Annotated in this window: 11 protein-coding genes; 7 read left to right on the forward strand and 4 right to left on the reverse strand. The window is 44.8% G+C overall.

Features of this window, described 5'->3' with window-relative positions:
• The first annotated feature begins 97 nt into the window (after nucleotides 1-97).
• The 3 genes from AC0VYI_RS21005 to AC0VYI_RS21015 all read left to right on the forward strand — a co-directional run bounded on the left by AC0VYI_RS21005 (nucleotide 98) and on the right by AC0VYI_RS21015 (nucleotide 3,587).
• A complete protein-coding gene (locus tag AC0VYI_RS21005; RefSeq protein ID WP_475445343.1) occupies nucleotides 98-1,519 on the forward strand; it encodes an aminotransferase-like domain-containing protein in 1,422 nt (473 codons plus the stop codon).
• A 94-nt stretch (nucleotides 1,520-1,613) separates the two neighbouring features.
• Nucleotides 1,614-2,705: an alpha/beta hydrolase family protein gene (locus AC0VYI_RS21010; RefSeq protein ID WP_475445345.1), complete on the forward strand. Its 1,092-nt coding sequence runs from the start codon at nucleotides 1,614-1,616 to the stop codon at nucleotides 2,703-2,705.
• 129 nt (nucleotides 2,706-2,834) lie between these two features.
• On the forward strand, nucleotides 2,835-3,587 hold the full coding sequence (locus AC0VYI_RS21015; protein ID WP_475429525.1) for a TSUP family transporter: 753 nt from the start codon (nucleotides 2,835-2,837) through the stop codon (nucleotides 3,585-3,587).
• 34 nt (nucleotides 3,588-3,621) lie between these two features.
• Here the strand turns inward: AC0VYI_RS21015 and AC0VYI_RS21020 are convergent, their stop codons facing one another.
• Nucleotides 3,622-4,545, reverse strand: a complete 924-nt coding sequence (locus AC0VYI_RS21020) for a histone deacetylase family protein (RefSeq protein ID WP_475445346.1) — start codon at nucleotides 4,543-4,545, stop codon at nucleotides 3,622-3,624.
• Nucleotides 4,546-4,802: 257 nt separating this feature from the next.
• Here AC0VYI_RS21020 and AC0VYI_RS21025 point away from each other — a divergent pair, with 257 nt between their 5' ends.
• Both AC0VYI_RS21025 and AC0VYI_RS21030 read left to right on the forward strand, forming a co-directional pair.
• Nucleotides 4,803-7,250 (forward strand): bifunctional acetate--CoA ligase family protein/GNAT family N-acetyltransferase, encoded by a 2,448-nt coding sequence (locus AC0VYI_RS21025; RefSeq protein WP_475445347.1) that lies wholly within the window; start codon nucleotides 4,803-4,805, stop codon nucleotides 7,248-7,250.
• A gap of 292 nt (nucleotides 7,251-7,542) precedes the next feature.
• Nucleotides 7,543-8,535: an NADP-dependent oxidoreductase gene (locus AC0VYI_RS21030; protein ID WP_475445349.1), complete on the forward strand. Its 993-nt coding sequence runs from the start codon at nucleotides 7,543-7,545 to the stop codon at nucleotides 8,533-8,535.
• 86 nt (nucleotides 8,536-8,621) lie between these two features.
• On the opposite strand, the gene AC0VYI_RS21035 is transcribed toward AC0VYI_RS21030, so the two are convergent.
• Nucleotides 8,622-8,903 carry a chorismate mutase gene (locus tag AC0VYI_RS21035; RefSeq protein ID WP_199477562.1) on the reverse strand — a complete coding sequence of 94 codons (282 nt, stop codon included), beginning with the start codon at nucleotides 8,901-8,903 and terminating at the stop codon, nucleotides 8,622-8,624.
• Nucleotides 8,904-9,237: 334 nt separating this feature from the next.
• Between AC0VYI_RS21035 and AC0VYI_RS21040 the strand changes: the two genes are divergently transcribed.
• Nucleotides 9,238-9,678 carry a DoxX family protein gene (locus tag AC0VYI_RS21040; RefSeq protein ID WP_199477563.1) on the forward strand — a complete coding sequence of 147 codons (441 nt, stop codon included), beginning with the start codon at nucleotides 9,238-9,240 and terminating at the stop codon, nucleotides 9,676-9,678.
• A gap of 114 nt (nucleotides 9,679-9,792) precedes the next feature.
• Here the strand turns inward: AC0VYI_RS21040 and AC0VYI_RS21045 are convergent, their stop codons facing one another.
• Both AC0VYI_RS21045 and efp read right to left on the reverse strand, forming a co-directional pair.
• The gene (locus AC0VYI_RS21045; RefSeq protein ID WP_475445351.1) at nucleotides 9,793-10,908 is read right to left on the reverse strand and encodes a porin; all 1,116 of its coding nucleotides are present in this window, start codon (nucleotides 10,906-10,908) and stop codon (nucleotides 9,793-9,795) included.
• Nucleotides 10,909-11,381: 473 nt separating this feature from the next.
• The gene (gene efp / locus AC0VYI_RS21050) at nucleotides 11,382-11,957 is read right to left on the reverse strand and encodes an elongation factor P (protein WP_199477565.1); all 576 of its coding nucleotides are present in this window, start codon (nucleotides 11,955-11,957) and stop codon (nucleotides 11,382-11,384) included.
• 204 nt (nucleotides 11,958-12,161) lie between these two features.
• Here efp and epmB point away from each other — a divergent pair, with 204 nt between their 5' ends.
• Complete coding sequence (gene epmB, locus AC0VYI_RS21055; protein WP_475449839.1) at nucleotides 12,162-13,184, forward strand: EF-P beta-lysylation protein EpmB; 1,023 nt, start codon at nucleotides 12,162-12,164, stop codon at nucleotides 13,182-13,184.
• Nucleotides 13,185-13,189: the final 5 nt, after the last annotated feature.

Consider the following 13,189-nt stretch of genomic DNA (forward strand, 5'->3'; position numbering starts at 1 on the left):
ATCAGTATTGGAGAAAGAAGGAGAAGAGAACAGATTCAATTTTTAACAAAAATAAGAGTACAATCTTAAGACAGCTTGCTAATCGGTATTCTCGACCATGACACTCTACGAAACACTGGCTCAACAATTTATTGCCGACATTCGCTCGCAAAAGCTTCCCATAGGGAGCCGTTTGCCTGCCCTTCGTGTCTTGGCCAAACAGCACCAAATCAGTATGACCACAGCAACAAAAACCTATGAGTATTTGCAACAAGCAGGCTACATTTTTTCTCAACCTCAATCGGGATATTTTGTCGCCAGTCAATGGCAGGATGTCGCTTTTCCTGCCCCTAATCTGATTGACAAACAACGCCGTGACCCAAAGCAATTCGCGCCAGACAAAGGCTACAGCCCAACGGTTGCTTTTTTTAATCCCCTTGGCACTTGTCGGGTTTCATCTGAGTTACAACCTCTCGCCGAATTACAACGCTGTATCAAACGAGTCACCAGACGCTCAGAAAGCCGCCTCTTTCAATACCCTGAAACACAAGGAGATAGCCGATTACGACATGCCCTTGCTCAGCATTTCCTTCAAGATCACTTCCCTTTTTCACCAAATGACTGTGTGATCACTCACGGGTGTATTGATAGCATTCGCATTGCTATTGAAAGCCTCACCAAAGCTGGGGATACCATTGCTATCAGCTCTCCATGTTTTAGTGGTTTGCTTGATTTATTAGCGGCGTTATCCAGAAACATTATTGAAATTCCCTATACTAGCCAGGGGATGGATTTAGCATTGCTCGAGAAAGTAATGAAACAGGGGGAGGTTCAAGCCTCGCTATTTAGCACCACCCATATCAACCCAACAGGTCAGAGCTTGCCTGTCGAACAAAAACAAGCTTTAGTGACACTCGCGACTAAGTACCAAATTCCCATGATAGAAGACGATGTGTATTTTGAACTATCTCATCAAAAACACCTTCCGCTACCCGCTAAGTATTGGGACAAAGAAGGTTATGTGGTTTGGTGTGGCTCGGTCTCGAAAACATTAGCAGCAGGATTAAGACTTGGCTGGAGCTTACCTGGGCGCTACCTCACTCGATATCTACAACACTCGTCACATACTTGCTTTGGGGTAAATGGCTTAATGCAAGCCTGTCTTGCAGAATTTATGTCAACCGGTGAATACCGTTCGCATGTGAATAAAATTCGTCTCACATTGCATCATCAAGTTCATGCTTATCGACAATATTTGATTGAGCACTTGCCTGACGACTCATTGGTTAGCCTACCCGATGGTGGCCTCGTTTTATGGGTCAAAATTCCTAATGTAAATACTCAAAAACTGGAACAAGAAGCCCAGACATTGCATATAGATATTCGTAGTGGCGCCTGTTTTAGCACTCACGATGCCTACCACGATTGCTTTCGTATTAACTGTGGTTGGTCGCTGGGCAAAAAGGAAGCAGACAATACCGCCTTTCAGCAATTGAGTCGATTATGTGAACTAATAAATGAAATAAAACGCCGTCCATAAATAATCTGTATAGAATTTACATCCATCTCTTTGATCTATTGACAATATTATCTATAGTGAGCACTGGTCTTTTCTTTTGGATTGGAAGCTCATAATGGTGAAACGTAAAACAAAAGTTTTTGTTGTTCTGATCGTCTTGATTACAATCATCGCTGGGGCAATCTTGTTGTTTTCTGGCTTCAAAGATTTTGATCTAAGCAATGCAAAGGTCACCAATGTCTCATTTACTTCCGGTAATAATACCTTGCAAGGCTCTTTAGTTCTGCCCAAAAATGTCACATCTCCCCCTATTGCCCTGATCGTTCATGGCGATGGTGCACAGACACGTTTTGAGAACTCCAACTATTTGCCTTTAGTGAACAGTTTATTAAAGGATGGTATTGGTGTGTTTAGCTGGGACAAACCTGGAGTAGGCCAAAGTACTGGTGCTTGGCTGCAACAATCCATGTCTGACCGAAGCGACGAGGTGAGAGCAGCATACAACAAGATACATTCTCTGCCCGCCCTAAAAAACAGTCCAATTGGCTTTTTGGGATTTTCGCAGGCGGGCTGGGTCTTACCGATTACTGATAACGAAATGAAGCCTGCTTTTACTGTGATCGTAGGCGGTGCGGTCAGTTGGCGTCACCAAGGCGCCTATTTCACTAAGCGTCAGTTAGAGGATCAAGGCCTAAGCCCCACGCAAGTCTCGCAACGAGTGGCCGAGAACCTAAAAGAAAACGATGCAACCTTTGCAAACCCAGACGCTCCTAACCCAGGCCTGCGACCTAAAATGAACCCAGATCGTTTTGATTTTGTCGCCCGCAATTACGATAGCGATGCCACTCCATACCTTGGCTCAATGCAGGGGCCTGTCTTGGCGCTTTGGGGAGCTGACGATAAAAATGTCGATCCACTTTATAATCAAGCGATCTACAATCAAAAGCTTCATCCTGACCAAGAACAAGTCACCGCGATTATCAAACATGCCACCCATGGTTTATTAAAATCGCAATGGTTTAATTATCAACTGCCCTCAGAATGGCCTCTCTGGCGTAAAGGGTTGTTTATTTTAATGGGGCGTGATGCTTATGCACCACGCGCTTTGGACACCATTGGAATGTGGATAAACCAAGTGACTCAGGAAGAAGCCCAATCCAAGACAGTCGCTTCCACGCCCTCTGCGCCCCAAGATACCAAGCAATGAATCATATCCTTAGTGTCTTAAGCTAAACAATAATGGATTCAAAAACACCGCTTTGCTCTACAAATCAGCTTGAAACCCTAGGGGAAATGCGGTGTAAACTTTTTTTTAAACATCCTATAAGGACAAGGAATGACCTTTTCCATCGAACTACTTACACTGTTTTTTTTCGTAGCCATGATAGCAGGTTGCATTGATGCTATTGCTGGCGGGGGTGGGCTAATTACCATTCCAACCTTATTGCTTTGTGGGGTTCCCCCTGCTCAAGCAATTGCCTCTAATAAAGTGGGCGGCGTGGGGGGCTCTATGGCATCTACCCTTCATTTTATTCGCATGGGACACATCAATTTGAAAAGCGCTAAGCTGATGATCGCCACCAGCTTTATCGGTTCTTTTTTGGGTAGTATATTGCTCACAAAAATAGACAGCAGCTTTCTAGCGGTTTTTATTCCCTTTTTATTGATCGGCTTTTCCTTGTACTTTTTGTTCTCGCCTAACCTTGGCGCTTTGGATAGAAAGCAGCTTATTACAGGACTCGTTTATAGTGTGTTTGTGGCCTCCGTCATTGGCTTTTACGATGGCTTCTTTGGCCCAGGTACGGGTGCTTTTTTCGCTATTTCTTTTACCCTACTGCTTGGTTACAACTTGGTCAAAGCGACTGCCTATGCCAAACTTTTAAACTTTTGCAGTAACTTAGCCGCGTTGATTTACTTCATCATGTCTGGCTCGATCATTTGGGAAATAGGTATTGCCATGTTTCTTGGTCAGGTGATTGGCGGCATGATAGGTGCAAAACTCGTCATCAATAACGGCAAAACGCTGATTAAAATCGCCATGGTCATTATGACGATGGCAGTTTCCATTAAAATGCTGTTCTTCAGTTAATCTTGGAGCCATTCGTCACGGTCGATACCAACCTCTACATCCCCATTAAACTACGGATATGACAATAAGCTGCACGGCCCAGTGCGTCTAAGTTATAGCCACCCTCCAGCACCGAAACGATACGTCCTTGGCAATGGCGGTCAGCTACCGACATAAGCTGATCCGTCACCCAAGTATAATCACTGTCATCCAAGCGAAGCTGCCCCATCGGATCCGCTTTATGCGCATCAAACCCTGCCGAGATCATAATGAGTTCTGGTTGAAACGCTTCCAATGCTGGAAAAAGTCGCTCGGTATACATTTGACGGAACACCTCTCCTGTCGAACCCGCCTCTAACGGCATATGAAGAATATTATCGTGAGAATCCCCTGGGTCGCTGTAAGGATAAAACGGATGCTGGTAGCTCGAGGCATAGAGCACTCGATTGTCTCCTGAAAAAATCTGCTCTGTACCATTACCATGGTGAACATCAAAGTCGACAATAGCAACGCGACTTAAGGCGTGTTTATCCAAGGCATGCTTTGCCCCAACCGCAATATTATTGAAAAAGCAAAAACCCATGGCGCGATCATGTTCAGCATGATGCCCTGGTGGTCGAACGGAGCAAAACGCATTGTTCATCTCGCCACTCATCACCAAGTCCACCGCCTGAACCAAGGCCCCAGCAGCATGTGTTGCCGCTTCTAGAGTATGGGGCATCATCAAGGTTTCTGGCTCTAATTCCACTGAACCTTTTTTCGGTGCTTTGGCAAAAATCGCATTCACATAGTCCATATCATGGGCGGCGATGATCTGTTCGAGCGTAGCAGGCTTTGCCTCAACCAAACGCAAAAAATCCAACAATTGTCCGGCAATGAGACGGTCTTGAATCGCGGCTAAACGCATCGGCGATTCTGGGTGCTCGTCACCCATATGGTGTTTATCACAATGATAGTGAGTTAGGTAAGCGGTGGTCATATCTCTTCCATGTTTTAGAGAACACTGTACAACGATAGTCACATCATCGTCGGCAACATTCACCTTTTATTATTTTTTAAATGGCGGCACTAATGTGTAAGATCAAAACGCTACATAGATCAAAGCATAATTTATAGCCAATAGACTATGCTACAAAGGTCTATTGTGTCATAAAGTTTATAATAATACCGTTACAGTAATACCGCCTACGCCTGCAGGCTTTACGGTTGCTAAATAAAGCTCATTTGGAGGTTCTCTTGCCACAACACGCCCTACAATCGCTTCTTGCCCCTCGCTCTGTGGTCGTGTTGACTGGGGAAGATCCATGCGATCCGATTTTATTGGCCCTACTAAAAGCCCTAGCCTCTGCGAACAAACACCCAGACACTTGCTTGGTTGGCGTCGCTCCCGACGCCTCTGAAGGGAAGATGTTTGAACAAAAGCACACATTGAATGAGCTGAATAAACCCTATGATCTTGCCATTCATGCCGGCACCACAAACGAGTCTATCGAAAATATCGTTGCCGCTTGCGCCAAAATGGGCATTCACACCCTATTAATGCTGTCTTGGACAGGGACGAGCGAAGCCGTGTTACGAGATTGTCTGCGTCAGCATAAGGTACGACTATTAGGTCCTAACAGCTTTGGTATCTGTCGCCCTAAACAAGGCTTATTTGCTTGGCTTGGCTTAACTCAACCTATTCCCGGTCGGTTAGCCCTGATGTCCCAATCTGGTACGGTCGCAAGCGCCTTGGTGGATTGGTCGACCTGGCAAGGCATCGGCTTTTCTCAAGTGGTCTCCATGGGGGCTCCTGTTGACGTCATGCCATCACAAATCCTCGATTACCTGTCCAACGACTTTGAAAGCCAGGCCATCTTGATGTATCTACAAAGCGTCGGGAAACCTACTCGCTTTCTTAGCAGTTTACGAGCAGCCAGTCGCAGTAAACCCGTCGCCGTTGTTACCGAACATAACCTTGGTGCCGATCCTCGAGTTTTAGATGCGGCGCTTAATCGTACCGGCGCGGTTCGTGGTCGTCGGCTGAATGACCTAATCGGTGCCGCCTCTGTCATGACCAATGCTCGACGCATCAAAGAAGGCTCGTTGATGATTATTGGTAATGGCGCAGGACCAGGTGAACTGGCATCACAACGGGCATCGGAGCTGAATGTTGCCCTGTTAGCCCCCCAAGAAAACCTACGACACAAACTCGAAAACATTGTTTCTGGTCGTGGTCATGTCGGCCCCGTCAGTACGGTTTGGGCCAGTTGCGCCAGCGATGTTTTTGTCGATATGGCACGTACTGCACTGGAGGATGAACAATGTTGCGCGGTGTTGCTCATGCTCAGCCCCACCGCCCTAATCGATCTCTCTTCGTTCTACGAGCAAGTGATTGAGCTACATCGACAACAGAAAAAATTAGTGATGGTATGCTTACTGGGGGGCGGCGAAATGGTCACCATGCGCACCCGTATCAACGAAGCGGGCATCCCCACTTTTCGGACTCCCGAAACGGCACTCGAGGGCTTCCAATTTCTAGAACAATTCCAGCGTAATCAACGCCTTGCCAAACAATCCCCAGACAGTAATGCTGCGGATGAGACATTCAATGTCGAACAAGCCAGACAACGGCTACAAGATCATGTGGCCGCCAACAAAACACGACTGGAAGGGGATGAGTTAAAAGCAATTCTGTCTCTCTTCCATCTAGAAATGGTCTCTTTTTCGCGTACTGACAGCGTCATTCATGCCGCTTTGCATGTGCGTATTTTCCAAGATCCTATTTTTGGCACGGCCATAGGCGTGGCCCTTGGCGGATCTGAACAAGGCGCCCCGCAAAAAAGTGAAGTGGTTGGCTTACCACCTCTCAATACACTATTGGTACGAGACTTATTAACGCAACTACTCCCATTACCATCGCAACACTCTTTCACCTCAGACAACAAGAAACAAATACATCCACACATTGAACGCTTCTTATTAAATGTTTCCAGTTTAGCCTGCGAATTACCAGAATGTCAGACACTGCAACTCAGCAAGCTATACATCAATAAACACGGCCAACTCAATGGGGAAGCTTTTGCGACACTCACCTCTTGTCATCATCTACGTCGCTATGAACACCTGGCGATCCAACCCTACCCTCGCCAATGGGTACAACAGTTGACTTTGCGAAATAATTTCAATGTCACCGTACGACCCGTGCGTCCCGAAGATGCGCCAATGATTGCTCAATTTGTGAAGAGCATGTCGAAACAAACCCGCTATCTGCGTTTTATCTCAAATATTGAAGAGCTCACTCCCAGAATGCTTGCGAGCATGTCACACATTGATTATGACAGAGAAATGGCCTTTATGGCGGTGCATACCATCAATGGTCAAGACACATTGATCGGCACGTCCCGCTATATTGATAATTTTGACGATCACAGTTGTGAGTTTGCCGTTGTTCTCGGCGACGATTATCAAGGGCTAGGCCTCGCCTCTTACTTAATGAAACAACTTATCTTAGTCGCCGCTGACAAAGACATTCATCTTATGAAAGGCATTGTGCTAGCTGAAAACAAACGTATGTTGACATTTTGTAAGCGCCTTGGCTTTACCATTAAGCGAGACCCCGATGATTTCGGACAAATGATTGCCGAGCTCAGTCTGACACCAAATACCATCGAAAAACTTAAACACTCAGTAAAAAACGCCTAAGGCTGTCTCCTTAATTCATTCACTCATCAAGGCTTTTTATTCACATAAAAGGCCTTACCATATATTCCATGAGACCTTTTCACGATGTCACGAGCGACGCCAAGACGCGGCAAAAACAGACGAGAAAGCAGAGTTTATCGCGATAAATAAGCATTTTGAGTCTGTTTTTAACAAAGTATTGGAAAGCGCAGTCGTCGTGCAGAAGTCCCTCCACAACTTAAATGAACGATGAAATCAATTGACTAACATCAAGTCCATTTGCTCCATCGTCCCAATTTACAAGGAACTCAGTATGACCTATCGCTCAATCAAATTAATCAAACGTCCAGAAACCACCATTAGCGATGATGTGTTTGAATTAACCACCCAAGAGATACCAAAAGCAGGTAACGGCGAAGTGGTGGTTAAATTAACTCACCTGTCTCTCGATCCAGCCATGCGAGGCTGGATGAGTGCCGATGAAAAAAGCTATATCCCCCCTGTTAAACTAGGGGATGTGATGCGCGCCAGCGGCATTGGTGAAGTGGTCGAATCCAACAACGAAAAACTTCCTGTAGGCTCTCGTGTGATGGGCTTAATGGGATTAACTGAATACGCCCTTAGCGACGGCCAAGGATTAAACATTATTCCCAAAGAGTTACCTGCTGAGGCAGTATTAAGCGTGATTGCCCTGCCGGGGATTACCGCCTACCACGGGCTGTTCGAAGTGCTCAAACCAACATCAGGTCAAACCCTCATCGTGACCGCTGCGGCGGGGTCTGTCGGTTCGTTGGTAGGACAAATGGCCAAAAATAAAGGTCTCACTGTGATAGGTGTGGCTGGTAGCGAAGAAAAATGTCAGTGGATTGTGAATGAGTTAGGCTTTGATCATAGCTTGAACTATCACGATGATGATTTTTCCGAAAAGCTAGAGACAGCGGCCCCTAAAGGAATTGATCTATTCTTTGAAAATACGGGTGGGGTGGCGCAAGAGCCGATCTTCAACCATATGAATGCCCATGGTCGTATTGCCGTATGTGGCATGATTGCCGATTATCAAAGCAATCATCCAGCCCCTGGCCCGAATTGGATGGGGATTATCAAGCGCCGCCTGACCATCCAAGGCTTCACCATGCCAGATCACTTCCACCGTATTCCTGAATACAGTCAGGCATTAGGACAAATGCTAGCAAAAGCCGAGCTAAAATACCGTAGCCATGTCCTAGAAGGGTTAGAAAGTGCAACAAGCGGAATCAATCTACTGTTCAACGGTCAAAATAAAGGCAAGTTAATCGTTAAACTTTAAAGAAGAAAACCATTAGTTCCCTCCTCTTATTTAAGGGGAGGGTTAGGGAGGGGTTTTCGTTTTGTCATGCAAATGCACCGCAGGTCTTACTTTTTATATTGCTCTGCGATTTTTAAGTGATTCTCTACAGACTGCTTCATGATCACTTCTAAAAATTGTTTAGCAAAGTTGGGGTCCAGAGCGTACTGTTCTGCTAGCTCAGCAATGCGTTCGTACTGCTGAGCTTCACGCGCCTCATCCTTTGCTGGTAATTGATTCTTAGCCTTATAATGGCCCACCGCATCGGTGATTTTAAAACGCTCAGCCAGCATAGCCACCAAGGCATTATCAATGTTATCAATACTGTGACGCATAGACTCTAAATTCATCGTCGTTACTCTCCTAAAGATTTAACCAACAACAGCTTATAAGCAAAACAAATACCATTGTACCGACATTCAATTATTTTGGACTACCTTTACACATCACAATCAAAGTCATGGTGTAGTGGTCATTCGCTGTACCCTATTAAAATTTAACCTAACAATCATGAAACTTCTTCGCTCTGTTATCGTCTATAGATAGCTACTTATGGATGAGCTAGGAACACTTGCATCAGGATGTTCAATTTTTTTGATCTGCTTGATTAAAAATCTCCGTTATTTTAATGCGCTTCATCTGGGTATAGTCGCATCAATTCAAACACAAAAAGGATTATTTTTTATGTCTTCAACTTTACTGTCTAAAATCACCACGACAACAGCGGGCCTTTCTAGCACGATTCTTCGTATTCCAGTTGGCTTAGTCTTAATGGGACATGGCTCCCAAAAACTGTTCGGCATGTTTGGTGGCTATGGTTTGGCGGGAACAGGCCAATATATGAGCTCTCTCGGCCTACATCCAGGTGAGTTAATGGCGGCATTAGCAGGTAGCGCTGAGTTCTTCGGCGGTTTAGCCCTACTGATTGGCTTGCTGGTACGTCCTGCGACCGTTTTTATCGGTTTTACCATGCTGGTGGCCATCTTCACCGTACACATTTCCCACGGCTTGTTCATTCAAAACGGTGGCTATGAATACGCACTGACACTTGTCGTAATCTGCGTCTCTTTATTTATCAGCGGCGCTGGCCCTTTGTCAGTGGACAAGGCTCTCTCCAATAAATAGCAGTAGAACGAGAAATCTAAAGCAAAAAAAAGAGACGAGATGAATATCATCTCGTCTCTTGCTTTAAGCATCATCTATAAGGGATTGTAAAATCAACTAAAGCAAATATAGATCTTAGAAGTTATACTGACCACTCAAAGCCACTTCGTTGCTTGCGTAGCCATTAGCGATATCAGATGCACCATCGTTATGACGGTATTCTACCCAAGCAAGTGCATTGGAAGTAAAGTTGTACTCAACACCTAACTTGTAAGATTTAACGGTATCAAGCGAATTAGCGCCATCTTGATCTTGCTTTTGGAAGCCGTAACCAGTGTATAGACGGTATTGGTCGATAGTGTAAGCACCTACCAAGTCGTATGAGTTAAGCTTAGTGTCACTGTTCGTTGCTGCACCGTTATCGGTTTTAGAACCCAGGTAAACAAACGCTAAGTACAAGTTATTCAAGGTATAATCCGCACCTACACCGTAAGTATTGATTTTACCATCCGAATTTCCAGTCGCGGCTGGAGTTGCCTTAATCTTACCTGTAGATGGATCAAGTGCATAAGTAGCACCATTGCTCGCAGGGCCAAAGTTTTGACGGGCAAAAGCCGCACGAAGATTTAAGCCCATATCGGTATGATAAACAACGGCAGCGGAATAGGCATTGTCCTGAACCGTACCTTTGTTGATACTGCCAATGTCTTTACCATCGCTGTTACGGAATTGGTAACCCGCTTGTACATCGAAATTACCAAAAGAGTTAGCATAAACCACTTGGCTGGCTTGACGGTTTTCACCGTAGATACCGTCTTGCGCTTCCATACCCCATTGATCGAAAATATCGACTGTTTGAACAAGGCTGGTGTAAACCACTGTATTTTGCTGACCAATGGTTACTGTACCATTTTTCTTGAAGTCAAGACCAAAATAGGCTTTACGAGCAGTGAATTTAGAACCATCACTGTTTTGGCCTGCTACTTGCCACTCGCCTTTGGCAAACAAACCGAAGTTATCAGTTACCTTGGTTTCGCCTTTAATACCGATACGAGCTTTGGTTGTTAAATTACCTTGCGCATTCGCGTCTGTTGCATTTCCAGCCGTACCATTACCCGCGTGGGTCATGTCAGCTTCGACTCGACCATAAACATCTAGTTTAGAACCATCAGCCTTGTAGACAGTAGCAGCGTGTGCAGCTGTCGTTAGAGTAGCGGATGTTATTGCCAACGCTAAAATTGTTTTTTTCATGATTTTCTTCCTTAGTACGAACACAAAGCTTTCAATGAAGGACAACACTATAAACTTCTATTTGAACAATTTATGCACCTAACAAAGGAAGATAGAAGTAAAGAATGAGTACGCAAACACTTTCTTAAAAACGTCTAAAAAAACATCAAATATGTGTTTATTTCCATAAAAAATTCAATAAATACAATATATTAGACAATAAGACGATTCTTATTACATTCCGTATATTTTTTAAAACATGAAAATTCACAAGAATTGAAAACAAAAATTCACTTTTCTTAAGAATTTTAATAAATTTTCATCACTAGGGATAACTTACTGATAGTTGTTACATATCTGTTACAAAGATTCCGTCAAGAAGGTAAAATCACATTATTGTATTAGTGCAAAAAAAAACCCTTAGCATTGATACGCTAAGGGTTTTTTCTTCGTAAGAATTCGTCGTTACAACATCGCTCAAACAAACATAAGCATTACTTACCGGTTGCTCGAGAAACGTACTCACCTGTTCGCGTATCGACACGCAATACTTCCCCAATATTAATAAATAGAGGGACACGAACCATCGCACCTGTAGACAAAAAGGCTGGTTTTGAACCACCATTGGCGGTATCACCTTTTACCCCCGGATCCGTTTCTGTAACTTCCAACTCGATAAAGTTAGGTGGAGCAACAGCAAGTGGTGTTCCGTTGTATAAAGTGATCACATATTTCTCTTGCTCTTTAAGCCATTTTTTCGTTTCACCCACCGCCGTTTCATCCGCCGCATGTTGTTCAAAAGAACCATCAACAGCCATAAAATGCCAGAACTCACCATCTGTGTATAAATACTCCATCTCCGTATCCATCACATCAGCAGATTCTAGGGTATCGCCAGATTTAAATGTGCGTTCCCAAACACGCCCCGATTTCAGGTTACGCAATTTAAGACGGTTAAACGCCTGACCTTTACCGGGTTTTACATGTTCGTTATCCAATACAGCACATGGGTCACCATCGACCATTACTTTTGTGCCGCCGCGCATTTCGCTGGTAGAAATATTAGCCATACATCCTCACCGTGTATTTTTTAGAGAAAAGGCTCCAACTAACGTATCATGTCAGCCTGATACATTGAGCAAACATTTTTACAATATCCTAATTTAGCCTAGTAAAAAGACGTTTGCGCAGATATCAAAGAGCCGCTGGCCCAACTGGCCAACAAGTTGGCAGCAATCATAACCCAAATTAACCCAATTTTGCAGATATTTGACGTGATCCCTATTCAAACTGATAACGATGTTACTTGGTCAGAGCACCTTTCCCAAGCACTCACCCATCTTCCGGAACTCATTCAGCAGCTTGGCCTCCCCCAGAGCATGATTGAAAACGGGATAGAGGCACATCAAGCGTTCAAGCTTTTTGTCCCCCGCCCTTACTTATCACGTATTGAGTACGGTAATCCTGCCGATCCACTGTTAATCCAAATTTTGCCCAGCACCCATGAAATGTTAACGGTAGCCGGCTATAACAAAGACCCGCTAGAGGAAGCCGATCACAATCCGCAAAAGGCGATTGTGCATAAATACAAGCGGCGCTTATTGGTCATTACAACGGGGATCTGTGCCGTAAATTGTCGTTACTGCTTTCGTCGTCATTTCCCTTATGCGGACAACCAACTCGCACAAGCAGAATGGGACTCAGTAATCGACTATTTAGCCGCGCACCCAGACATTAATGAAGTGATATTAAGTGGTGGCGATCCTTTGATGATGAAAGACACCCTTTTAGCGGATAAAGTTCGTAAACTCGAAGCACTTCCACAAATCAAACGCTTACGCATTCACTCTCGCTTGCCTGTGGTGATTCCACAACGCGTCTGCCAAGATATGCTCAATTGGATCAACGCCAGCCGTTTAGACATCATCATGGTTTGGCATATTAACCATGCCAATGAAGTGGACGACCAGGTCATGCATGCCGCCCAGCAACTCAAGCAAGCTGGCGTCACGCTGCTAAATCAGGGAGTACTACTAAAAGGTGTAAACGATACTGTCGCAGCGCAAGTCAATCTAAGTGAGACGGTATTTAAAGCAGGCATTATGCCTTACTATATGTTCACCTTAGACCCAGTAGAAGGGGCTGCCCATTTTGATATTTCTATCGAAGAAGCCCAACGACTAATGGGCAAGGTCGCCGCAGAATTGCCCGGCTACTTAGTGCCAAGACTCGCGAAAGAAATCCCAGGCAGAGCGGCTAAAACCGTACTTGCCCCTATTCTTGACGCCAGCATGTAATCAAG

The organism is Marinomonas sp. 63XJN7_9_ISO-PGPR-S23-217 (assembly GCF_056173515.1).

Bases quoted from the DNA above. Each gene is read 5' to 3' on its own strand.
- AC0VYI_RS21005 (WP_475445343.1), top strand. From the start codon at position 98: ATGACACTCTACGAAACACTGGCTCAACAATTTATTGCCGACATTCGC.
- AC0VYI_RS21010 (WP_475445345.1), top strand. From the start codon at position 1,614: ATGGTGAAACGTAAAACAAAAGTTTTTGTTGTTCTGATCGTCTTGATT.
- AC0VYI_RS21015 (WP_475429525.1), top strand. From the start codon at position 2,835: ATGACCTTTTCCATCGAACTACTTACACTGTTTTTTTTCGTAGCCATG.
- AC0VYI_RS21020 (WP_475445346.1), bottom strand. From the start codon at position 4,545: ATGACCACCGCTTACCTAACTCACTATCATTGTGATAAACACCATATG.
- AC0VYI_RS21030 (WP_475445349.1), top strand. From the start codon at position 7,543: ATGACCTATCGCTCAATCAAATTAATCAAACGTCCAGAAACCACCATT.
- AC0VYI_RS21035 (WP_199477562.1), bottom strand. From the start codon at position 8,903: ATGAATTTAGAGTCTATGCGTCACAGTATTGATAACATTGATAATGCC.
- AC0VYI_RS21040 (WP_199477563.1), top strand. From the start codon at position 9,238: ATGTCTTCAACTTTACTGTCTAAAATCACCACGACAACAGCGGGCCTT.
- AC0VYI_RS21045 (WP_475445351.1), bottom strand. From the start codon at position 10,908: ATGAAAAAAACAATTTTAGCGTTGGCAATAACATCCGCTACTCTAACG.
- efp (WP_199477565.1), bottom strand. From the start codon at position 11,957: ATGGCTAATATTTCTACCAGCGAAATGCGCGGCGGCACAAAAGTAATG.